Here is a 22,537-nt window from a genome sequence, read left to right as displayed (position 1 = left end):
CAAACGGCACGCCTGGCTTGGCGGGCCGAAGCCGCTTTGCCCACTGGCCGCGCGACCGCGCGCGGCTCGGGCTCGCGGCGCTGGCGCTGTTGATCGGCCTGTGCATGCTGGCGCTGCGCGTCCCCGATGCGAGCGCGCTTGGGCCGTCGCCCGACGGCCAGACCGATCTGATGCTGTACGAAAAGGTCGTCGCCGGCATGCGCAACGGCGGCGACTATTATCTGGCGGCGACCGACGCGATGCGCGCCGGACATTATCCGTTGCGCCCATTTTTCACCGTGCGGATGCCCACGCTCGCAGCACTGCTCGCGGGAAGCCCCCCCGTGCTCGGCAATGCGCTGTTGATCGGGCTGGCCGCGTTGACCGGCATTGCCTGGGGAATGCGCCTTTTCGAACAGCTGCCGGGAACCGCCGGCCGATTGGCTGCGGTCGTACTCCTCGCCGGATCGATGCTGGCCTTTGTCCAACCCGAGCTGGTGGCACTCCACGAAATCTGGGCGGGATTGCTCGTCGCACTGTCGCTCGCGCTCTATCGGCCGGGACGCTGGATCGAATCCGCGGCGATCGCACTCGCGGCGATGTTGGTGCGCGAGACGGCGCTGCTCTATGCGTTGGTGATGTTGGGCTTTGCGGTCCGCGACCGCGCCTGGCGTGAGGCGACGGGATGGGGCGTGTCGATCGCGCTGTTCGGCGTCGCGCTGGCGGCGCACGCGATCGCGGTGATGCGGATCACCGGGCCGCTCGATCCGGTCTCGCCGGGTTGGACGGGCATGCTGGGCTTCGGCTTCTTTGTCGATTCGCTGCGCCTTGCGACCGCACTGCAGCTACTGTGGCAGGGTGCCGCCGCCCCGCTCGTCGGGCTGGCGCTGTTTGGCTGGGCGAGCCGCACCGATGCACTGTCGGTACGGGTGCTGGCGCTGTTCGTGGCCTATGGCGCGCTGATCGCATTGTTTGCGCGCCTCGATACCTTTTACTGGGCGCTGATGGTGGCGCCGATGCTGCTCGGCGGACTGGTGTACGTGCCCGATGCGCTGCGCGACCTCACGGCGCGCGCGCTCGACAGGCGGCGCATCACCGTGACAAGGGTGACGAGATGAAGCGGATCCTGCTGATCGTGGGCGGCGGCATCGCGGCCTACAAGGCCTGCGAACTGGTGCGGCTGTGCCGCAAGTCGGGCCTTGATGTGACCTGCGTGCTCACCGACGGCGGCGCGCAGTTCGTCACGCCGATGACACTCGCCGCGCTTTCGGAAAATCCGGTCCACACGACGCTGTGGGATCTGAAGAACGAAGCGGAGATGGGCCACATCCAGCTCAGCCGCGAGGCCGATCTGGTCGTGGTGGCGCCCGCGACTGCCGACCTCATCGCGCGGATGGCAGGCGGGATCGCCGACGATCTTGCGACCACATTGCTGCTTGCCACCGACAAGCCCGTGCTCGCCGCACCGGCGATGAACGTGCGGATGTGGCTCCATGCGGCGACCCGCCGCAATGTGGCGCAGTTGCGCGCCGACGGGGTGACGGTGCTCGAACCCACCGACGGCGCGATGGCGTGCGGCGAATTCGGGCCGGGCCGTCTCCCCGAGCCCGAGGCGATCCACCTGGCGATCGAACGCATGCTCGGACGACTCCCCGGCCCCGCCGAGCCGCCGCGCAAGCTCAGCGGCCGGCATGTTCTGGTCACGGCGGGGCCCACGCACGAACCGATCGATCCCGTTCGCTATATCGCGAACCGCTCGTCCGGCCGGCAGGGGTTTGAAATTGCCGCCGCACTCGCGGCGCTGGGGGCGCAGGTGACCCTGGTCGCCGGCCCGGTCAGCTTGCCGACGCCGCCCGGCGTGTCGCGGATCGACATCGAAACCGCGGACGAAATGGCCGAAGCCGTGGCGGCGGCCCTGCCCGCTGACGCGGCGGTGATGGTCGCGGCTGTCGGCGACTGGCGCCCGGAACGCGCCGTCCAGAAGCTGAAGAAGGGCGACGCAGCGCCCGTACTGCGGCTGACCGAGAACCCCGACATCCTGGCCGCGGTCGGTCGGTCGTCGCAACGGCCGAAGCTTGTGGTCGGCTTCGCGGCTGAAACCGAACGTGTGGTCGAGCATGCCACCGCAAAAAGGCTGCGCAAGGGCGCCGACTGGATTGTCGCCAACGACGTTTCGGGCGATGTGATGGGGGGTGCCGAAAATACCGTTCATCTCGTTTCCGCCGACGGCGTCGAAAGCTGGAGCCGCTTGCCCAAGGCCGAAGTTGCGCGACGGCTCGCGGATCGAATTGCCGACGCCGTCCTCGCCCCCGGACCCACGCCCGATGCCGCTTGAACGGCGGACCTCGCGACCTCATGGGCGGCGCTCGCGGTTCGCTGCGCTGATCTTCGTCTCGCTGGCTCTCGCCGGCTGCGCGGGAACCCCGTCTGCGCAGGCTCCCAACGCCATGCCGCGGATCGTGCCCGAGGCACGGCTCCATATCGAAAGCCACGGCCACCCGGCGCGGGTGCGCACCGTCGCCGTCGTCCTGCATGGCGACGGCGCCCCCGATGACGGTGAAACGCTCGCGCAGACGCTGGCCGCACGCCTGCCGGACGCGATCGGCGTTGCGGTGCTCCGCCCCGGCTATGTCGACGCAAACGGCCATCGGTCGCCGGGCGAACGGGGGCTCGACACCGGCGACAATTTCACCCCGGAGGCGATCGGCGCCGTCGCCGCCGCGGTCGAACGGCTGCGCCAGCGCCATCCGCACGCGAACATCGTGCTGATCGGCCATTCGGGCGGCGCCGCGCTGGCGGCCAACCTCGCCGGGGGGCGCCCCGCGCTCGTCGACGGGCTGGTCCTTGCGGCCTGCCCGTGCAGCCTTCCCGAATGGCGGCGCTTCCGTCAGGCACAGCAGCCCAAGGCAGGCTTCGATCAGCCGGTACGCAGTCTCGACCCGCTGCAGACGGTGGGCGGCGCAACGCTGGGTCTGCGCGTCGCCTTGCTCGTCGGCACCGACGACAAGCTGATGCCGCCGCGCTTCTCGCGTCCCTATGCCGAGGCGCTGGCGCTTCGCGGGATCGCGACCGATTTCCGCATCCTGCCCGGCAAGGGCAATGCAATCCTCAACGATCCCGAACTGATTTCGGCTGTCGAGCGCCTCGCCGCCGCACTGCCCAGGAAAGGCTGACATGCTTCCCCCGATCCGTATCCAGCTCAAGCGCCTCCCGCATGGGGAGGGGCTTCCCCTGCCCAGCTATGCCACGCCGGGGGCCGCGGGCATGGACGTCGTTGCCGCAGAGGATCTCGATCTCGCCCCCGGTGCACGCCATCCGGTCGCCACGGGGTTCGCGATCGCGATTCCCGATGGCTATGAGGTACAGGTGCGCCCCCGTTCCGGCCTCGCGCTTCGTCATGGCCTTTCGGTACCGAATGCGCCCGGGACGATCGACAGCGACTATCGCGGCGAACTGAAGATCCTCGTCATCAACCATGGCGACACGCCCTTCCCGATCCGGCGCGGCGAACGCATCGCCCAGATCGTTCCCGCGCCGGTTCAGCGCGCGAGCTTCGACCTCGTCGAAACGTTGGAGGGAACGGAACGGGGCAGCAACGGGTTCGGATCGACAGGCAGATGATCGATCGATGATATTCGCACCCGCCCTTGCCATGGCCTTGCAGGCCGCGACGATCCAATGGGGAGCGCTTCCCCTGCTCCCCTATCGCACCCCCCCGGTCGTGACGGCAGAGATGCATGCCTTCGTCGCGCACGAAGTCGCTGCCCGCGGCTGTCCGCTGCCCGACGCCAATGGCGGCGCGGCGACGTTGACCGTCGACGTGGCGGTGCGCGTGGCAGAGGATGGCACGATCCGCGCCGCCATCCCGCGCGCGATCCAGTGCCCGACGGTCGAGCAATATAGCGCCGCGCTGGTCACGGCCTTTGCCCGCAACAACCTGCTCCCGCGCCTGGGGGCGCAGGATCAATGGTATCGCACCGCGGTGACGTTCAACTGGACACCGTGATGCTGGAGGACACCGAGCTCGAACGCTATTCGCGCCAGATCATCCTGCGCGAATTGGGCGGTGCCGGACAGAATCGCCTTCGAACCGCCCATGTCGCGATGATCGGTGCGGGGGGCATCGGCTCACCCGCGATTCAGTATCTCGCCGCCGCCGGGATCGGGCGGCTGACGGTATTCGACGACGACGTCGTCGCGCTTTCCAATCTGCAACGTCAGACGCTCTACGGTACCGATGACGTCGGCAAGTCCAAGGTCGCGGCGGCAAGCGCAGCGGTCGCTCGACTCAATCCGCATGTCCGTTTCGAAGGACGTCCGCTCCGGGTCGACGCGGACTCGGCGCGGGCGTTGCTGGCCGAGGCGGAACCCGATGTGATCGTCGACGGCTGCGACAATTTCCCGACGCGGCTCGCCGTCGCGGACGCGGCGCTCGCGCTGCGCATTCCACTCGTTTCCGCAGCGGTGGGCGAATTCACCGGGCTGGTCGGCACCTTCCGCGGCTGGGAGGCGGACAAGCCCTGTTATCGCTGTCTGGTGGGAAATGATCCGGAGCGCGCCGGGATCAGTTGCGCCGAGCAGGGCGTGCTGGGGGCGGTCACGGGGCTCGTGGGCAGCCTCGCCGCACTCGAAGCGATCCGTGCCTGCGTCGGACTTGGGCAAGACAGCGGCGGCAAGCTGCTGCGGATCGACGCGCTTGCCTTGCGGATCGCGACCTTGCGGCTTCCAAAGGATCCCGGCTGCCCCGTCTGCGGTGCTTGACAGTTCCGCAACCTGGCGTTGCTAAGCGGACGACAATGCCGGGCCGCCGCCGCGGTCCGATCGAGGGACATGATCGCATGCGGGTGCTGGTAACGGGTTCGGCTGGGTTCATCGGGTTTCACATCGCCCGCCGATTGCTCGACCGCGGCGATACGGTGCTGGGGGTCGACAACTTCACAACCTATTACGACGTCGCGTTGAAGGAAGCGCGCAATGCGCTGCTTGCCGATGCGCCGGGCTTCACCCTCGCCCGCGTGTCGATCGAGGACGCCGACGCGTTCGGCGCCGCATGGAGCGCGTTCCGACCCGAGGTTGTGATCCACCTCGCTGCCCAGGCCGGCGTGCGCTATTCGATCGATGCGCCGCGCAGCTATATCGGCACCAATATCGTCGGCACGCACAATGTCCTGGAGCTGGCGCGCGCGCACGGTGTTCGTCACCTGCTCGCCGCGTCGACCAGTTCGGTCTACGGTGCCAATCGCGACATGCCCTTTACCGAGGGACAGCGGACGCAGTTGCCGATGAGCCTGTACGCAGCGACCAAGGGCGCGACCGAGTTGCTCGGCCACAGCTATAGCCACCTGTTCGGGATCCCGGCGACGTTCTTCCGCTTTTTCACGGTCTATGGCCCCTGGGGACGCCCCGACATGGCGCTGTTCAAGTTCACCCGGGCCATCCTCGCGGATGAACCGATCGACGTTTACAATCACGGCCGGATGGCGCGTGACTTCACCTTCATCGACGATCTGGTCGAGGCGGTGGTACGGTTGATCGACGTCGTGCCGGGCTCGGTGCCCGTCGCGGGGGACAGCCTGTCACCGGTCGCACCGTTCCGCCAGGTGAATATCGGCGCGGGGCGGCCGGTGCCGCTGATGGACTATATCGCCGCGCTCGAAACCGCACTGGGGCGCGAGGCAATCAAGAACTATCTGCCGATGCAGCCGGGGGACGTGCCGACGACCGAGGCATCGTCCGCGCTGCTCGAGGCGCTGACCGGTTATGTCCCCGCCACGAACGCGCGCGACGGCGTCGCGCGGTTCGTGCACTGGTATCGCGACCACTACGGCGTCTAGACGCCGTTCAGGCGAGGTCGTTCTTCAGGCGAGATCGTTCTGCAGGAACGCGCGCACCGCGGGGCCGATATCCTCGCGGGCAAGCGCCGTGGCAATGCTGGCCTGGACGAAACCCGCCTTGTCGCCACAGTCATAGCGCTTGCCCTGGAAGGTGACGCCGTGGAACGGCTGCGCGTCGATCATCCGCGCCATCGCGTCGGTCAGCTGGATCTCGCCGCCCGCACCCTTTTCCTGCCGGTCGAGCACGCGCATCACCTCGGGCTGAAGGATGTACCGGCCGATCACCGAAAGGTTGGAAGGCGCCGTGCCGGGCGCAGGCTTTTCGACCAGCCCCTTCACCTCGGTCAGCGTACCTTCACGCACGCCGGGGGTGATGATGCCATAACGATGCGTCTGGTCGTCCGGGACCTGCTCGGCGCAGATCAGGTTGCCGCCGACGCGGTTATAGGCGTCGACCATCTGCTTCAGGCAACCCGGCTGGCCGACCATGAAGTCGTCGGCGAGCAGCACCGCGAACGGTTCGTCGCCCACGATATCGCGTGCGCACCATACGGCGTGGCCCAGCCCCAGCGGCTCCTGCTGGCGGACATAGGCGACGGCACCGGGACGCAATCGGGTGGCGTCGAGAATGTCGAGCGACTTGCCGCGTTCGGTGAGGGTCGCCTCGAGTTCGAAAGCGATGTCGAAATGGTCCTCGATCGCGGTCTTGCCGCGGCCGGTGACGAAGATCATCTGTTCGATCCCCGCCTCCATCGCCTCTTCGACCGCATATTGGATCAGCGGGCGATCGACGACGGGCAGCATTTCCTTGGGCATCGCCTTGGTGGCGGGAAGGAATCGGGTGCCGAGGCCGCCCACGGGAAACACGGCCTTGCGCAACGGCTTGATCATTCAAATCTCCTGTGCGGATGCGCCCCCTGCGCCTTTGCACGGCGGCAATCAAGCGGGGCACGCATCTCGGGGTGAGGGTTCGGGCTGAGAACGCCTCAGCGAAGGGAAAGCGCCACTCCGGATTGCGGGAAAAGGACAGCCGGCAACCGGAAATCGGGTACGCCCCGGCACCTTTGGTCCCATGCCGTTCGCCACGCGCTTGCCAGGCCAAGTCCTGATCGCCGCCAGCTTGTCGTCATCCGTTCCGTTCGTGCGCTGAACGGCATGCAACGGCCCTTCCCCAGCATCGATACGCAGCCTTTACGACGGTGCCATCGCACCCTCAAGCTGCGGATTGCGGCGCGACGGCAACGAACAGCTTCGAGCACCCGCTTATCCAGACCTTAAATCTTCGCGGCTAGACCGTGCGCTATGGCTAAGCCCCGCATTCTGTTGATCTTCGGCACCCGGCCCGAGGGCATCAAGCTCTTTCCCGTCGTCCAGGCGCTGCGCGCCCATGGCGGAATGGAGGTTCGTACCTGCATCACGGCACAGCATCGCGGATTGCTCGATCAGGTTCTGGCGATCGCCGGGCTGACGCCCGACCACGACCTCGACCTGATGACCCCCGGCCAGTCGCTCGACGCATTGAGTGCCCGGCTGCTCACCGGCCTCGGCACGACCCTCGACGCCGAAAGGCCCGACCGGGTGATCGTTCAGGGCGACACCGCCACCGCGATGATCGGTGCGCTCGTCGCCTATTACCGCAAGATCCCCGTCGGCCATGTCGAAGCGGGTCTGCGGTCGGGCGACATCTACCAGCCCTGGCCCGAGGAAGTGAATCGCCGCATCGTCGCGCCGATCGCCGATCTGCATTTCGCGCCCACTGAAACCGCCGCCGCCGCACTCCGACGCGAGAATATCGATCCGGCAACGATCCACGTGACCGGCAACACCGTGATCGACGCGCTGCTGGCGACGCGGGCGCGGATCGCCGCCGATCCGACGCTGGCCGCAGGGCTCGATCCGATCGCTGACCGGTTCGCGGGACGCCGCATCGTCCTGGTGACGACGCATCGACGCGAGAATTTCGGCCCCGCCATGGCGGGAATCGCCGAGGCGATCCGCCGGATCGCTGCCCGCCCCGACATTGCGGTGCTGTTCCCGATGCATCCGAACCCCAACGTCGCCAGCGTGATGGAGGCGGAACTGGGACAGGCCGACAATATCGCCCGAATCGACCCGCTGGATTATCCGCACTTCATTCGCGCACTCGACCTTGCCCATCTGGTGCTCACCGACTCCGGCGGTGTCCAGGAGGAGGCGCCCGCGCTCGGCAAGCCCGTGCTGGTGATGCGCGAGACGACCGAGCGTCCGGAGGGCGTGGCTGCGGGCACCGCACGACTGGTCGGCACCGATCCCGACCGCATCGTTTCCGAAATCTCAACCCTGCTCGACGATAGCAGCGCCTATTCGGGCATGGCACGCGCGCACAATCCGTTCGGCGACGGCCATGCCGCGGCGCGTATCGCGGGAATCATCGCCAATGGCTTCGGACTCTGATCTCAAGGTTGCCGTTCTCGGGCTCGGCTATATCGGCCTTCCGACGGCTGCGGTCATCGCGCGCAGCGGCGCGCAGGTGCTCGGCATCGACGTCGACGCGCATGTCGTCGAGACGGTCAATTCGGGCCGCGTCCATATCGAGGAGATCGACCTCGACGGCCTCGTCTCGGGCGTCGTCGCCCGCGGCAAGTTGCGCGCGGCGCTGACGGTCGAACCCGCGGACGTCTTCGTCATCGCGGTGCCGACGCCGTTCCGCGAGAATCATGCCCCCGATATCCGCCATGTGCTCGATGCAGCGCGAATGGTCGCGAAGGTGCTCAAGCATGGCGACATCGTGGTGCTCGAATCGACCTCGCCGGTCGGCACGACCGAGCAGGTTGCGGCATTGATCGCCGAACAGCGTCCTGACCTCCGCATTCCCGGCCACTGCACCGGGTCGCCCGACGTCGCGATCGCCTATTGTCCCGAGCGCGTATTGCCGGGACGCATCCTCGTCGAACTGATCGACAATGATCGCGTGATCGGCGGCATCACGCCGCGTTGCGCGCGCAAGGCGCTGCAATTCTACCGCCGGTTCGTGCGCGGGGCATGCGTCACCACGTCGGCCAAGGCGGCGGAAATGACCAAGCTGGCGGAAAACGCCTTCCGCGACGTCAACATCGCCTTTGCCAACGAACTGTCGCTCGTCGCCGAGCAGATGGGGGTCGATGTGTGGGAGGTGATTCGCCTCGCCAACCGCCATCCGCGCGTCAACATCCTCTCACCCGGCCCTGGCGTCGGCGGCCATTGCATCGCGGTGGATCCGTGGTTCCTCGTCAGCGCTGCGCCGTCGCGCACCCCGCTGATCCGCACCGCGCGCGAAGTGAACGACGGCAAGGTCGGCCATGTCGTCGAACAGGCTGCGGCGTTGATCGCGGCCGGCGCCCGCCGCGTCGCGTGCCTGGGCCTCGCCTTCAAGGCGAATATCGACGACTTCCGCGAAAGCCCGGCGCTCAAGGTCGCGACGGCGCTCGCGCGCCGATTCGGCGATCAGGTGGCGATCGTCGAACCCTATGCCCGCACGCTCCCCACGAAACTGGCGGAAACGGGCGCCGAACTCATCGACATCGATACCGCGCTGGAGACGTGCGACACGCTGATCGTGCTCGTCGACCATGACGTGTTCCGCTCGATCCCGCTCGAGGAACGCGCCGGCAAGCGAGTGTATGACACGCGCGGGATCTGGCCCGACCAGCCGAATCCGACAGAGCCGCCGGCGCTGCGGCTCGCGGGCTGAAGGGCCCGCGCGTCAACGCGCCCGGACGAGCAGCGCCTGCCAATCGCCGTCGAGCGGACGGTCCCGCACCGCCACCAGCGGCGGCACGATCGGTCGCGGCGCGTCGGCGGCAATTCGCCCGATCTCGGCACTCAGCGTCGCCACGCGGTCCCGCCAGCCGGGATGCGAGCGGCTGCGAAAAATGCCCCCGGCCCGGCTGGGGCCGAAATGCCGCCAGAAATCGACCGCGGCACGCGGGTCGAGGCCGGCATTGACCAGCAGATAGACCGACAACAGGTCGGCCTCGATCTCGGTCTGCCGGAAATATTTCACGTTGGCGCCGAAGCCGGAGAGCAAGCCATAATCGACGCCGCGCGCCTCCAGTCGATCGCGATGATGGAGGATATTGTGTGCGAATTCGTGCGCGACGACCGCGGCGAACTGCGGCGCGGGATATTCCTGCAGAAAGCGCGCGCTCACCTGCACCATCGTACCGTCGGCCGAAGCATTGAAGTCCTGCGCAAGCCGCAACTCGAAACGGGTTCGGCAGACGGGTTCGGGAACTACCGTCAGCGTAATCGGGGCCCCATCGCGAATCGCGGATATGACGACCGGCGCATCGGCCGGCAACGCCGCGATCGCGAGCTGTGCCGCGACCAGGCGTTCGGTCGTATTCGGATGTCCAGGCAACGCGGCGGTGTCGATGCTTCCCACACGGAGGAGCGAATCGTCGCGGCGAATGCCGGCCCGTGCCGCGGGGCCGCCCGCCACCACGGCTTCGACGGCAACCGGCGCGGCAAAGGAGAAATGCCGTGCCGCCGCCGCGCGATTCGCGTCGTCGAACTGGTCGAGCGTATGGAGCTGAAGCCCCAGCCCCGCCTCGCGTCGGTCGCACAGCGCGACGTTGGCGCGCGCGAGCCGATAGCCGATGTCGGCCAAGCGCCCATCCGCGTCCCGCACCGCCTCGAACACCGAGGCATCGGCCGCAGCGGCAGGCAAGGCAGGCGCCGCGGGCGCTGCCAGCGGCACAGCGAGGCCAAGCAGCAGCGTCAGCCGCCGGCACCACTTGGCGATGTGTCGTTCAACCATCGGTCGTCTTTAGCCTTTTCTAAGGACTGACAACAACGTCAACAGGGGTGCCCTGATGGAAAAGATCAGGAATTCACTTAACCGACTTGGCTATATTGTTGCGCCGCGTTATAAAATGAGGGGTCCATGACGCGGGTCGTTGTTATGGGCCGTCGGGGTTCGGATTCGACCGACGCCGAATGTTGCATCCAAGCCACGACAAAAGCGTTTGTCGGGCTTGTGGTGCTTGGACTGTTGAGAAGTTCCCCTGCCTGTGTCATAGCGGGCAGGGACGAGAGCATCAAAGCTCGAAGAGGGAGTATTTTATGGTTTCCAAGCTTCTTTCGGCGGTTGCCGTTGCGGCCATGGCCGTGACCCCGGTCGTGGCCTCGGCCAACCCGGCCGCCAGCCTGTCGCTGACCCGCGCGTCGACCAAGGGCGACAAGGGCAGCGAACTGGCTCCGGCCGTGATCATCGGCGTCCTCGCGACGGCGGCGATTGTCGGTGGCGCGATCGCGCTCGCTGACAACAGCGACAGCCCCGACAGCAAGTAAGTTTCGACTTACTGTCAGGTTTCGGAAGTGGCGGTCGGGTCTCCGGCCGCCACTTTCTTTTTGGGATAAGAAATTGCCCTTGCCTTGCAAGGGGGCCATTCACCTTCGGCGGCACTTTGCTGCAAGAATAGGCCGGAACCGGCCCGCCCCTGTTCGCATGGCCCAGCCGCGCGGCGAGCCGAAGACTGCGGCAAATCACCCCGGCAGCCGGCCCAGCCAACAATATCGCGGTGTAATGATGGGACGAAAGTCCCCGCCCCGCGGCAGTCAGGCCGCGTCGGCGCGCGAGCCTTCCGCGCGGATCGTCCAGCGCTGGTCGCCCTCGAAACCCATCGCCGTCAACACGCCGCTGGCATAGGCGCCGGTATCGAGACCGATTCGGAACGGCTGTTCCTCCACGGTCTCAAAGATGGTGTGGCCATGCACCACGACCTTTTCGGGCCGCTCGCGGCTCTCCAGAAACTCCTGGCGGATCCAGCGCAGATCCGACGGCTTTTGCGACGCAAGCGGCACGCCGGGGCGTACCCCGGCATGAACAAACACATAATCGCCGATCTCGATCATGTCCTCGAACGCCGCGACAAAGGCGACATGCGCGTCGGGAACGCGTGCACTGAAAAGCGCCATCAGCGTGTCGTAATCGGCATCGTCATACTCGCGCTTGCTGACGCCATAGCTGAGGATCGTCTCCTTGCCGCCGATGCGGGTAAAGAACGTAAGCGCCTTCCGGTCCCCGCCCAGCGCCTTGAGAAACACTTCCTCATGGTTTCCCTGAATAAAGCGGTATCGCGAGTCGTTCGCCGCCAGCAGGCGCGCCGTCTCCAACACCTCCGCCGAATCGGGGCCGCGATCGACCAGATCGCCCAGAAAAATAACCTGCGTGTCGGCAGGGCCGCGCCGCGAATCATCGGCGACGATCTGCGCGAGCAGATCGTGCATCAGGTCGGCACGACCATGGACGTCGCCAATGGCATAGACGCGCGCACCGTCGGGAACCCGCGCGACAGGCGACTTCTTGTTGCGTCGAAACGAGAACAGGTCACCAAACATGGTGATTACGCCCTAACCCAGATCGGCTGAACCGGCGATTGCGGAGCATGATGGCCGAACGGCCGACCGATGCATAAACGCGGCCACGACATGATCGTCGCGATGCGGGGGAATATCTTGAACAGCTCTCGGCAACCGGGAAAAATGCCAGTTGCCGCCGGATCACAAGGATGAGCCGGCGCCCCGATGGCCGCCGGCTCTAACGGTGTCGCTCAGCGGCCCGTATCGCCCTGCGGCACGGCGCCCTGCTGCTGCATCTGCATCTGCTGCTGCATCATCATTTCGCGGACCTTCACCGCAGGGATGATGCGCTCGGGCGTGACGGTGAAAATCAGCATCGCATCCGACGGCACGCGCTCGGGGTCGGGGCTGCGCATTCCCGGCGCGCCATAAGCGAGCTTGGCAGGGATCCACAGCCGGTAGGTGCCGCCATGCTGCATCAGCTTCAGGCCTTCGACGAAGCCCGGAATTGCACTGCCCTGCGCGACCGGAAACGGCGCGGGACGATCGCTCTTGTCAAAGACACGTCCGTCCCGGAACTTGCCCTCATAGCTGACCAGCGCATAATCGCCCTCGGCCGCAACCGGGCCGTCACCGGGCTTGATGACCTGATATTGCAGCCCCGACGCGGTCGTATGCACCCCGGCGCGGCCAGCGTTCCAGGCCATGAAATCGGCATCGCTGCCCTTCAGGGCGACCTGCTCACGCGTGCCAAGCCAGGCAAGCGCAAAGGCGAGCGCCAGCGCCGCCACGACACCGATCCAGATCCAGGTCTTGTAGCTGGACTTGACAGGCTGGAGAGGGACGGCGGTCACGGACATGGCAGGTTCACCTTGGTTGACGGGTAATGCCCCGCCCAAAGCACAAGAAGGTCATGACAGGCAAGGCGGCCCTTCGACCGCCCTGCTCCACAGCCTTAACGGGCGCTGTCGCGCTCGATGCGCTTGCGCTCCAGCTTGCGCGCACGACGCACAGCCGCCGCGCGCTCGCGAGCGCGCTTTTCGCTGGGCTTCTCGTAATGACGGCGCAGCTTCATCTCGCGATAAACGCCTTCACGCTGCAGCTTCTTCTTGAGCGCCCGCAGCGCCTGGTCGACGTTATTGTCGCGAACGATGATTTGCATAAGGCCGTACAGCTCCGATCTTATTTCAATAGAATAGGGTTCGCCGGAACATGGGTTGCGGCGTCGAGCGGCCCACCTAACAGCCAAGCCGGGATTTTTCAAGCATGAGTCTTTGCGGATCCGGCCAAAACCGCGCCTTTTTCGCAACGATGATGCCGCAAGGCGCCCGGATGCCCAAAGCACTGCCGATGCCGACAACGCGGGGGCGCGGCGATCCGAGTCGTTCGCGTCGCGCGGATCGATTCGGCAAGAGCGGCCTGCTTCCGGCGGGCGGGCACTTTGCTATAGACGCGCAATGGCAGTCAGCACTCCGTCCGTCCAGTCCCCGCACCGCCTGCGTTCGATTCTGGGCGGGTCGGCGGGCAATCTGGTCGAATGGTACGACTGGTACGCCTACTCGGCATTCACCCTCTATTTCGCCCCGCATTTCTTCCCCGCAGGCGACCGGACGACGCAGTTGCTCAACACGGCGGGCGTATTCGCCGTCGGCTTCCTGATGCGCCCGATCGGGGGCTGGTTGATGGGCGTGTATGGCGACCGGCACGGCCGGAAAGCAGGACTGACCCTTTCGGTCACGCTGATGTGCCTGGGATCGCTCATCATCGCCGTCTGCCCGGGCTATGCGGCGATCGGTTGGCTCGCCCCCGCACTGCTCGTGCTCGCTCGCCTGCTCCAGGGGCTGTCGGTGGGCGGCGAATACGGCGCCAGCGCAACCTATCTGTCTGAAATGGCAGGACGCAGCCATCGCGGTTTCTTCTCCAGCTTCCAGTATGTCACGCTGATCGCAGGACAGCTCACCGCGCTCCTTGTCCTGCTGGTGCTTCAGGCGCTGCTTCCCGAAACCGCGCTCGACGCGTGGGGTTGGCGCATTCCATTCGCGATCGGCGGCGTGCTGGCGGTGCTCGTCTTCTGGCTGCGGCGGCGGCTGGAGGAAACGCCCAGCTTCACCAACGCGCAACGACAGGAGGGGGGCCGCACCGGTTTTACAGCGCTGCTCCGTCAGCACCCGCACGAGGCCGCGACGGTCATGCTGCTCACCGCGGGCGGAACGCTCGCTTTCTATGCCTACTCGATCTACCTCCAGAAATTCCTTGTCGAGACGAGCGGGTTCAGCCGCGCGGTCGCGACCCAGATCAACGCCGCTGCGCTGTTCGTCTTCATGTTGCTGCAACCGCTCGCCGGCGCGCTGTCGGACCGGATCGGGCGCAAGCCGTTGATGGTCGCGTTCGGCGTGCTGGGCGTCCTCGGCACCTATCCCCTGTTCCTGGCGCTCGAACAGGTGCGCAGCCCCCTCGCCGCGTTCGCGTTGATGCTGGGGGCGCTGGTGGTCGTCACCGGCTACACCGCGATCAACGCCGTGGTGAAGGCCGAGATGTTCCCCGCCCATATCCGCACGCTCGGCGTCGCCCTGCCCTATGCGATCGCGAACGCGTTGTTCGGGGGAACTGCCGAATATGTCGCCTTGTGGCTGAAGCACGCGGGCGTCGAGCGTGCTTTCTATGGCTATGTCACCCTGATGATCGGGGTGTCGCTCGTCACCTATCTGCGGATGCGCGATACGCGAAAAACCAGCCGTATTCTGGAAGACTGAGGCGCGAAGGCGCCACGCGCCGTCAGGCGATCATCCCGCCGTCGCCGCGCGAGGCCAGCACGCGCCCGATCGTGTCGAACAACGCGTCCATCGCCACCGGCTTGAACAGGATATCGTCAGCTCCCAGCGTCAGGCAACGCTCGCGCAGGTCGGGCGCGATATCGGCCGTGACCACCACGATCGGCAACCGCGCCTTGGCGTCGGCGCGCGCGCGAATGCGTCGAATGGTCTCGAAACCATCGGTCCCCGGCATCCGCAGATCCACCAGGACGACATCAAAGGTCTCCGAGTCGATCCGCGCCAGCCCCTCCTCGGCCCAGGCCGCCTCGGCCATCGTGACGCCCGCCACGTCAAGCATGTCCTTGACCACCCGGCGGTTCATGGCGTCGTCTTCGATGAAAAGGATGTTCATCGGCAGGAGACCGGGAGCTGGACGGGCATCGGGGCGACCATTTTTTGAGTTCCGAACCGTGCTATTGCGTTAAGCCGCAGCTATGACAAGCGGCTTGCGTCCATCTGCGGGTGGTGGCGCACCAAGCCCGTCGCGCACCGCAGCCACCAGCGCATCTCCGGGGATCGGTTTTTCCAATATCTTTCCGATACCAAGCTGCAAAAGTTGAGAATGATCCGCGCTCTCACCCTGCGGCCGCAGCAGGATGACGGCGCCACCGGCCGCCATATCGATCAGCGCCGAAAGGCGCGCCAAAGCATCCCCGTCTTCCGCCCGCAATGTTGCCTCGTCGATCAGGAGCACGGCCACCTGCCCCGATTCGAGTGCCGTTCCTGCCTCCGCCTGATTGGCCGCGAACAGCACGCAGTCGAAGACCGGCGCAAACAAAGCGCGCAACATGCCGCGCGCGATCGGATTGCGCTCGAGCACCAGCAACGCCGTCCCGCCACCGTCGCGCCCCTCGGCGACCGCCGCACCGGCAGGCTCCGCAGCCCGATAGGGTAGCGTGACCGTGAAAGTCGTTCCCTCGCCCTCGCGGCTCGCGACGTTGATCTCTCCGCCCAGCGCATGTGCAAGGTTGCGACAGATCGCCAGCCCCAGTCCGGTGCCGCCGAAACGACGGGTCGTGCTCGCATCGACCTGGCGAAAGGATTCGAATATCTCGTCGAACTTGGCTTCGGGGATGCCGATGCCCGTGTCGCGCACGGCGATCACCAGCAGGCGCCCCTCGCCTTCGGCGTCCGAATCGCCGGCAAGGCGCGCCTCCAGCGTAACCTCGCCGGCCGCGGTGAACTTGATCGCGTTGGACAGGAGGTTGAAGACGATCTGGCGAAGGCGATCGGGATCGCTCACCATCCATCCCAACGCAGGGTCGACGGCGACGGCAAAGCCCAGGCCCTTGGCCCGGGCCTGCACCTCCCAGATCCGTGCAACCTCCCGCAGCGTGGTCGGCAGGTTCATCGGCACCGGGTCGATCGTCAGCTTGCCCGATTCCATCTTCGCCAGGTCGAGAATGTCGTCGACAAGCGCGCGCATCGTCAGGCCGGCACCCTGCACCACCTCGACCCGCTCGCGCTGCTCGCCCGGCAGCCGGGTGTCGGCAAGCATTACCTGCGTCATGCCCAGGATGCCGTTCAGCGGCGTACGGATCTCGTGACTCGTGGTGGCAAGGAACTCGGTCTTCGCCCGCAATGCTTTTTCGAGCGCGACATTGGTCTCGTTGAGCACGATGTTCGCCGCACGCGTCTGGTTCCGGCTGCGGCGGATCGTCAACAGCCCGATCGTCAGCAGCGCGATGATCACCGTGGTGGCGCCGGCGGCCATCAGGAACAGCTTCCGCTGCGTCTCGGCGGCGCGACGTAATTGCTCGGTGGTCAGACGCTCGATGGTAAGCTGCTGATTCTGATAGTCGAACCGGGCAGCCATCAGCGCGGCACTGGTGGTGGTCGCCACCTTGGTCGCCTCATCGGTCAGCCGACGATAGGCCTCCAGATGCTCCAGCGCCCGCTCGGTATCGCCCGACATACGAAAGATACGATGCGCGATCAGGTGCGCATTGCGAAAGTCGGCGCCGGTTTTCCGAAGATCGACTCCGTCAAAACTCTCGCGCGCAAGCTTCTCGGCCGCAGCAAGCTGCCCTCTATCGGCCGCCACGCTCGCCGCGGTAATCAGGAATTGTCGACGAATTCCTTGATTCTCAGCCCCGCGGGCGAGCGAGAGGCCGAGCTTATACGCCGCCTCCGCACGATCATAATTCCTAGCCTCAGCTTCATTTCTGGATATGTTTACGAGTATTTTTGCCTGCAGGCTTTTGTCCCCCATCCTCCTGGCAACAGAAATTGCTTGATCATATTCAACCGAAGCTTCGGAATACCTCTCCATGCTAAGAAGCACATTGCCTCTGTTATTATGAAGAGCAACAACCATGCTGGGATCTTCGGAATAATAATCAGCCGCCTGCTTGAAGTACTTTTCCGCCCTGGAGTTATCATTAGCCTCGTAATATAATACGGCCATATTTTGAAGAGACTTTGACATTCCTCTTCTGTCGTTGATTTTCCGCGAAACCACATAAGCCTGCTGAAATCGGGCGAGCGCCTGGCCGACGGCGTTCGCCCTTCTATACAGCCCTCCTTCAGACAGGAGCAGGTTCGATCTCAGAATCACAGGTTCTGGGTATTTGTCGATTGCTTCAAGCGCCCTGTTAAGCTCCCTCTGCGCCGCAATTAGATTTCCGGTTCGAAGATACGCTTCCCCGCGAAGCCAAAGGATATTACCGAATGCCATTGCCCGTTGACGGGGCGAACGGATTCCACTGGCAAGCCCCTCCCCTCCAGACAAAGTTTTTAGAACGTTCTCTGGATTTGAGAGCATTTCCGACTTGGCGCGTGCAATAGCGCTATCCAGCGGCTCCCCAAAGGGTTGGGCGTTCGCACATGGAAACGTAAAGAGACAAAGCAAAAGAGCCAAGATTAGCCCTACGCTGGATCGCCACGACATCTACGCCCGCTTCCAGAAGCTTTCGGGCCGCAGAAAGGAGGCCCGCGCTGCCCCCGTCGCGGGAAGGTGCCCGTCGTCTGCCAGGAACTTGCAAAAGGCATCGAATCCCAGCGGGCGCGAAATCAGGAAGCCCTGAACCAGGTCGCATCCCATCACGGACAACAGCGCCAGCGCCGACGGAGTCTCGACGCCTTCGGCGGTCACTTCCATTTCGAGGGCATGCGCCAGATCGATCGTCGAGCGCACGATCAGGGGGTCACGATTGCTGCTCGTCAACTGCAGCACGAACATCTTGTCGATCTTGAGTTCGCGCGCCGGCAACTGCTTGAGATAGGCAAGCGACGAAAGTCCCGCGCCGTAATCGTCAATCGCCAGTTGCACACCGTTATCGGCAAAGCGCTGGAGGTTCCGGATCGCGCTCTGCGGATCGCGGATCACCGCGGTTTCGGTGATTTCGAAACCCAGCCGGGCCTCGGGGTTGGCTGCGACGATCGCGCAAGCCTCTTCGACGAACGCCTCGTCCGCCAGCAGCATGCCGGAAATGTTCAGGAACAGCGGCAGGTCGCGCTCCAGCGCGGCCAGGCGCCGCTGGTCGGCAATGACCTGGCGCAGCGTCCACAACGTCAACGCACCGATCGCCCCCGCCTCTTCGACGAGCGAGATGAACTCGCCGGGCAGAATCAGGCCCCGCTCGGGATGCTGCCAGCGCACCAGTGCTTCGGCGCTTGCAATCTGCTGGCGCCGGACATGCACCTTCGGCTGATACTGGAGGAACATTTCACCGCGCGCTATGGCGCGCGGAAGTTCGCGCATCAGCGTCAACCGGTCAAACACCGGGTTCGATCCGGACAAGTCCACCAGCAGTTCCGTGCCGCCGCGGCGCACCTCTTCCAATACCGATTCGGCGGCCTCGGTCAGCCGGACCTCGTCGCAATTCTCGATCGGAGCCGCAGCGCCGCCCAGATGCAGCTGGATCATCATCGCCTCGCCGTCGAGGTCGATCGGCGTACGGAAAGCATCGCGAACGCGTTGAATGCGCATCAGTGCCTCGGCCGGCGACGCCGCCTCGAACGCGATTTCGACAAAAGCGCGCCCGGCCGTCAGAACACGGAGGTCAGGCTCAGTCGCAAGGATCCGGCGCGACACGTCGGCCACCAGCGCATCGGCACGCGGGCGCCCCAGGTGACGCCGCAATGCGGCAAAATTGGCGATTTCGCACAGACCCAGGACGCGGCATGAACGCCCCTCGGCGCGCCGGGCAGCGCTGTCCCCGGGCACCAGGGCGTGTCCATCCGAAGTCGCCAAATCCCCCGTTGCCTGCACGGAAACGCAAACCCCTTGCCGGGACGGACGAGCGGGCCGGGCGATCCCCGATCCGCCACCGCCAATTGCGGCAGGACTAGGCCGTCGAGCTTGCAGATTGGTTAACGCTCGGAAACCGGACAAACCCATGCCCCGCCTCGGCAATTCCCGGATTGATTCAAGGTTAAAGCAACCTTAACCATATTGGCGCGCCCCCGGCGGGCGCACGATGGGAGAAAATCGATGTTCGCGATGCTTTTTGCCTTTTTCCGTGACGGTGTGGGCGGCGAGGAAATCCTGCCGATCTAACGATCACATGATCGTATTCTGAGCCGGGGCGGTTCGCGCTGCCCCGGCTCTTTCATAGTGTCCCCCTTGCTGCGCCACGCGATCCCGACGCAGAATCGCCTGACCGAAATCAAAATTCGACCGGACCCGCCGCAGAGTCCCCGGCAAGGCCGACTCCGGCTTGCTCCCGACGCCCATCGCGCTAAGGGCTGAACCGACTGTTCAACCCTGAAGGGATCATGCCTTGCGCATCGCAATGATCGGCACCGGCTATGTCGGCCTGGTTTCGGGAGCCTGTTTTTCGGACTTCGGCCACGAAGTCATCTGCGTCGACAAGGACGCGCGCAAGATCGAGTCGCTTCGTCAGAATGTGATGCCGATCTACGAGCCGGGGCTCGCCGAGCTCGTTGCCAGCAATGTCCGCGCCGGCCGGCTTTCGTTCACCACCGATCTCGCCGAGGGCGTTCGCGACGTCGACGCGGTGTTCATCGCGGTCGGCACGCCCAGCCGCCGGGGCGACGGCCATGCCGACCTGTCCTACGTCTTCGCGGCCGCGCGCGAGATCGCCGAGAACCTTACCCGCCCCGCGGTGATCGTCACCAAGTCGACCGTACCGGTCGGCACCGGCGACGAAGTCGAACGAATCATCGCGGAAGTCGCACCCGATTGCGGCGCCAAGGTCGTTTCCAACCCCGAGTTCCTGCGCGAAGGCGCGGCGATCGAGGACTTCAAGCGTCCCGATCGCGTGGTCGTCGGCACCGACGACGAGGCGGCGCGCGAGGTGATGCGCGCAATCTATCGGCCGCTGTCGCTCAACCAGTCGGCGCCGGTGCTGTTCACCGGCCGCCGCACCTCGGAACTGATCAAATACGCCGCCAACGCCTTTCTGGCGGTCAAGATCACCTTCATCAACGAGATCGCAAATCTGTGCGAGGCGGTCGGTGCCGATGTGCAGGAGGTCGCGCGCGGCATCGGGCTCGACAACCGCATCGGGGCGAAGTTCCTCCATGCGGGGCCCGGTTATGGCGGGTCGTGCTTCCCCAAGGATACGCTCGCCCTGCTCAAGACTGCCGCGGACAACGAAACGCCGCTGCGCATCGTCGAGGCGACGGTGCAGGTCAACGACGCCCGCAAGCGCGCGATGGGGCGCAAGGTGATCAAGGCGATGGGCGGCGATGCGCACGGCAAGACCGTCGGCGTGCTCGGCCTTACCTTCAAGCCCAACACCGACGACATGCGCGAGGCGCCCAGCCTTTCGCTCATCCAGGCGCTCCAGGACGCAGGTGCACACGTCAGGGCATATGACCCGGAAGGCGTCGAACAAGCGCGCCCGTTGCTCACCGATGTCGAGTTCTGCGCCAGCCCCTATGCAGCAGCAGAAGGCGCCGACGCGCTGGTGATCGTTACGGAGTGGGATGAATTCCGGGCACTCGATCTCAATCGCATCGCGAAGATCCTTACGCATCCGTTACTTGTTGACCTGCGCAACATCTATCCCGCCGCTGAGGCAGAACGTGCGGGTTTGAAGCTGGTTGGTGTCGGCAAGCCGCAATAACGGGATGAACCGTTAGTCGCATCTTAATCAATTCTTCCGTTCGCAAGTGCGGAAATATGCTATGCCTCCGGCGTTGGATAACGACTGTCGGAGGCGAGTAGCGTGCACCTCGAAGTCGGACGTATGTCTGCGGAGGGCCTGTTCAGGCCCACTGCCCTGCCGCCGAGCCGGAGCAAGCTCCGCGCCCGGCTGCACTTGGCGTTGATTCTGATCGATCTGCTTTGTCTGGTCGGCGGCTTTCTGCTGGCCGATCGCCTTTACGATCGTGCCAACCCGCATAACTGGCTGCTGATCGGCTGGGGGATCATTCCGATCTATTTCGGCGCGGCATTCAATTGCCACGCCTATTCAGCCCGGCTGATCCAGCTTCCCTGGCTGGGGGTTACCCGCGCGGCCAAGGCGTTTCTGATCGCCATTGCGGTGGTGATGATCGTCGCTTTCGCGCTCAAGACGACCGCCGCCTTCTCGCGCGTCACGATCGTGCTCGGCTGCGTGCTCAGCGTGTCGATGCTGATGGCCGCGCGCGGGCTGTTCCTGCGCCGCGCCAACCGGATTCTCGGCGGCAACCCCTATAGCGTAGTGCTGATCTCCGACGGCACGCTGTCGATGCCGCTCGACGGCTTTTCGATGATCGTCGCGGCGGGAGACGTGAACACCGCCGCCGCCAACTCGCCCGCGACGCACAACCGGCTGGCAAGCGTGCTGCAGGACAGCGACCGCGTCGTGGTCGCGTGTACGCCCGCGCTTCGCGAACGCTGGGTCGGGTTGCTCAAGGGTGCCGGCATCCGCAGCGAGATCGTCGCGCCCGAACTCGCCCATCTCCAGCCGCTCGCGCTCGATCACTGGGGCGGCGCGCCGACGCTCGTCGTCGCCGACGGTCCGCTGTCGCGCTTCGACGAGGCGCTCAAACGGGCGTTCGACATCGTTCTCGCCGGTGCCGGCCTCATCGTGCTGGCGCCGCTCCTCGTCGCCACCGCGATCCTCATCAAGCTCGACAGCGCAGGACCGGTCTTCTTCGTTCAGCCGCGACTCGGCCGGGGCAACCGCATGTTCCACATGCTCAAGTTCCGCAGCATGCGCGCTGAACGCTGCGACAGCGCCGGCGCCCAGTCGACCGGCCGCACCGACGATCGGATCACCCGCGTCGGCGCCTTCATCCGCAAGACGAGCATCGACGAGCTGCCCCAGCTGATCAACGTGCTGTTCGGCGACATGAGCATCGTCGGTCCGCGACCGCACGCGCTCGGCTCGCGCGCCGAAGACAAACTGTTCTGGGAAATCGACGAGCGTTACTGGCACCGTCATGCGCTCAAGCCCGGGCTCACCGGCCTCGCGCAGGTCCGCGGCTTCCGCGGCGCGACGCTGTTCGAACGCGACCTCACCGACCGGCTGCAGGCCGATCTCGAATATGTCACCGACTGGTCGATCTGGAAGGACGTGAAGATCATGTTCATGACCTTCAGCGTGCTGATGCACAAAAACGCCTTCTGATCCCGCGCGCGGCCAGCGCCCTCGACGTGGCGGCGAACGGCGCAGTTTTTCTTCACCCCCGTGA

21 protein-coding genes are annotated in these 22,537 nt (G+C 65.4%); 13 read left to right on the top strand and 8 right to left on the bottom strand.

Features of this window, described 5'->3' with window-relative positions:
• Window positions 1-17: 17 nt before the first annotated feature.
• From ACT3CF_RS15230 to ACT3CF_RS15200, 7 genes are all read left to right on the top strand, one after another.
• The gene (locus ACT3CF_RS15230) at window positions 18-1,097 is read left to right on the top strand and encodes a hypothetical protein (RefSeq protein WP_478424197.1); all 1,080 of its coding nucleotides are present in this window, start codon (window positions 18-20) and stop codon (window positions 1,095-1,097) included.
• On the top strand, window positions 1,094-2,314 hold the full coding sequence (gene coaBC / locus ACT3CF_RS15225) for a bifunctional phosphopantothenoylcysteine decarboxylase/phosphopantothenate--cysteine ligase CoaBC (RefSeq protein ID WP_478424196.1): 1,221 nt from the start codon (window positions 1,094-1,096) through the stop codon (window positions 2,312-2,314). Before ACT3CF_RS15230 ends, coaBC begins: the two co-directional genes overlap by 4 nt.
• Before the next feature lie 112 nt (window positions 2,315-2,426).
• Complete coding sequence (locus tag ACT3CF_RS15220; RefSeq protein WP_478424194.1) at window positions 2,427-3,152, top strand: alpha/beta hydrolase; 726 nt, start codon at window positions 2,427-2,429, stop codon at window positions 3,150-3,152.
• 1 nt (window position 3,153) lies between these two features.
• On the top strand, window positions 3,154-3,600 hold the full coding sequence (dut, locus tag ACT3CF_RS15215) for a dUTP diphosphatase (protein WP_478424192.1): 447 nt from the start codon (window positions 3,154-3,156) through the stop codon (window positions 3,598-3,600).
• A 7-nt stretch (window positions 3,601-3,607) separates the two neighbouring features.
• Window positions 3,608-3,985, top strand: a complete 378-nt coding sequence (locus ACT3CF_RS15210) for a hypothetical protein (RefSeq protein WP_478424190.1) — start codon at window positions 3,608-3,610, stop codon at window positions 3,983-3,985.
• The gene (locus ACT3CF_RS15205; protein WP_478424460.1) at window positions 3,982-4,740 is read left to right on the top strand and encodes a HesA/MoeB/ThiF family protein; all 759 of its coding nucleotides are present in this window, start codon (window positions 3,982-3,984) and stop codon (window positions 4,738-4,740) included. The genes ACT3CF_RS15210 and ACT3CF_RS15205 overlap by 4 nt, the downstream gene beginning before the upstream one ends.
• Before the next feature lie 77 nt (window positions 4,741-4,817).
• On the top strand, window positions 4,818-5,813 hold the full coding sequence (locus ACT3CF_RS15200; RefSeq protein WP_478424189.1) for an NAD-dependent epimerase/dehydratase family protein: 996 nt from the start codon (window positions 4,818-4,820) through the stop codon (window positions 5,811-5,813).
• Window positions 5,814-5,837: 24 nt separating this feature from the next.
• On the opposite strand, the gene galU is transcribed toward ACT3CF_RS15200, so the two are convergent.
• Window positions 5,838-6,704 (bottom strand): UTP--glucose-1-phosphate uridylyltransferase GalU, encoded by an 867-nt coding sequence (gene galU / locus ACT3CF_RS15195; protein WP_478424187.1) that lies wholly within the window; start codon window positions 6,702-6,704, stop codon window positions 5,838-5,840.
• Between the two features lie 411 nt (window positions 6,705-7,115).
• On the opposite strand from galU, the gene wecB reads away from it, so the two are divergent.
• Complete coding sequence (gene wecB, locus ACT3CF_RS15190; RefSeq protein WP_478424185.1) at window positions 7,116-8,246, top strand: non-hydrolyzing UDP-N-acetylglucosamine 2-epimerase; 1,131 nt, start codon at window positions 7,116-7,118, stop codon at window positions 8,244-8,246.
• Window positions 8,230-9,522: a UDP-N-acetyl-D-mannosamine dehydrogenase gene (wecC, locus tag ACT3CF_RS15185; protein ID WP_478424183.1), complete on the top strand. Its 1,293-nt coding sequence runs from the start codon at window positions 8,230-8,232 to the stop codon at window positions 9,520-9,522. The genes wecB and wecC overlap by 17 nt, the downstream gene beginning before the upstream one ends.
• Before the next feature lie 12 nt (window positions 9,523-9,534).
• Here the strand turns inward: wecC and ACT3CF_RS15180 are convergent, their stop codons facing one another.
• Window positions 9,535-10,590, bottom strand: a complete 1,056-nt coding sequence (locus ACT3CF_RS15180) for a M48 family metallopeptidase (RefSeq protein ID WP_478424181.1) — start codon at window positions 10,588-10,590, stop codon at window positions 9,535-9,537.
• Between the two features lie 305 nt (window positions 10,591-10,895).
• Between ACT3CF_RS15180 and ACT3CF_RS15175 the strand changes: the two genes are divergently transcribed.
• Complete coding sequence (locus tag ACT3CF_RS15175) at window positions 10,896-11,123, top strand: hypothetical protein (protein ID WP_478424179.1); 228 nt, start codon at window positions 10,896-10,898, stop codon at window positions 11,121-11,123.
• A gap of 267 nt (window positions 11,124-11,390) precedes the next feature.
• On the opposite strand, the gene ACT3CF_RS15170 is transcribed toward ACT3CF_RS15175, so the two are convergent.
• From ACT3CF_RS15170 to rpsU, 3 genes are all read right to left on the bottom strand, one after another.
• The gene (locus tag ACT3CF_RS15170; RefSeq protein ID WP_478424177.1) at window positions 11,391-12,173 is read right to left on the bottom strand and encodes a metallophosphoesterase family protein; all 783 of its coding nucleotides are present in this window, start codon (window positions 12,171-12,173) and stop codon (window positions 11,391-11,393) included.
• 212 nt (window positions 12,174-12,385) lie between these two features.
• On the bottom strand, window positions 12,386-12,925 hold the full coding sequence (locus tag ACT3CF_RS15165) for an FKBP-type peptidyl-prolyl cis-trans isomerase (RefSeq protein ID WP_478424175.1): 540 nt from the start codon (window positions 12,923-12,925) through the stop codon (window positions 12,386-12,388).
• A gap of 164 nt (window positions 12,926-13,089) precedes the next feature.
• Window positions 13,090-13,296, bottom strand: a complete 207-nt coding sequence (rpsU, locus tag ACT3CF_RS15160; RefSeq protein WP_478424459.1) for a 30S ribosomal protein S21 — start codon at window positions 13,294-13,296, stop codon at window positions 13,090-13,092.
• Between the two features lie 295 nt (window positions 13,297-13,591).
• Between rpsU and ACT3CF_RS15155 the strand changes: the two genes are divergently transcribed.
• Entirely contained in the window at window positions 13,592-14,887 is a 1,296-nt protein-coding gene (locus ACT3CF_RS15155; protein ID WP_478424173.1) for an MFS transporter, read from the top strand.
• 22 nt (window positions 14,888-14,909) lie between these two features.
• Here the strand turns inward: ACT3CF_RS15155 and ACT3CF_RS15150 are convergent, their stop codons facing one another.
• From ACT3CF_RS15150 to ACT3CF_RS15140, 3 genes are all read right to left on the bottom strand, one after another.
• Window positions 14,910-15,299 (bottom strand): response regulator, encoded by a 390-nt coding sequence (locus ACT3CF_RS15150; RefSeq protein ID WP_478424171.1) that lies wholly within the window; start codon window positions 15,297-15,299, stop codon window positions 14,910-14,912.
• 69 nt (window positions 15,300-15,368) lie between these two features.
• Window positions 15,369-17,807 (bottom strand): ATP-binding protein, encoded by a 2,439-nt coding sequence (locus tag ACT3CF_RS15145; RefSeq protein ID WP_478424169.1) that lies wholly within the window; start codon window positions 17,805-17,807, stop codon window positions 15,369-15,371.
• A gap of 30 nt (window positions 17,808-17,837) precedes the next feature.
• Window positions 17,838-19,160, bottom strand: a complete 1,323-nt coding sequence (locus tag ACT3CF_RS15140) for an EAL domain-containing protein (protein WP_478424167.1) — start codon at window positions 19,158-19,160, stop codon at window positions 17,838-17,840.
• A gap of 511 nt (window positions 19,161-19,671) precedes the next feature.
• Here ACT3CF_RS15140 and ACT3CF_RS15135 point away from each other — a divergent pair.
• Together ACT3CF_RS15135 and ACT3CF_RS15130 are read left to right on the top strand one after the other, a co-directional pair.
• On the top strand, window positions 19,672-20,982 hold the full coding sequence (locus tag ACT3CF_RS15135; protein ID WP_478424166.1) for a UDP-glucose dehydrogenase family protein: 1,311 nt from the start codon (window positions 19,672-19,674) through the stop codon (window positions 20,980-20,982).
• 201 nt (window positions 20,983-21,183) lie between these two features.
• Window positions 21,184-22,473 (top strand): exopolysaccharide biosynthesis polyprenyl glycosylphosphotransferase, encoded by a 1,290-nt coding sequence (locus ACT3CF_RS15130; protein ID WP_478424164.1) that lies wholly within the window; start codon window positions 21,184-21,186, stop codon window positions 22,471-22,473.
• Window positions 22,474-22,537: the final 64 nt, after the last annotated feature.

It is taken from the genome of Sphingomonas chlorellae, from assembly GCF_056485145.1.
The sequence above is the reverse complement of the archived record's forward strand: the minus strand, read 5'-3'. Positions and strand labels throughout refer to the sequence as shown.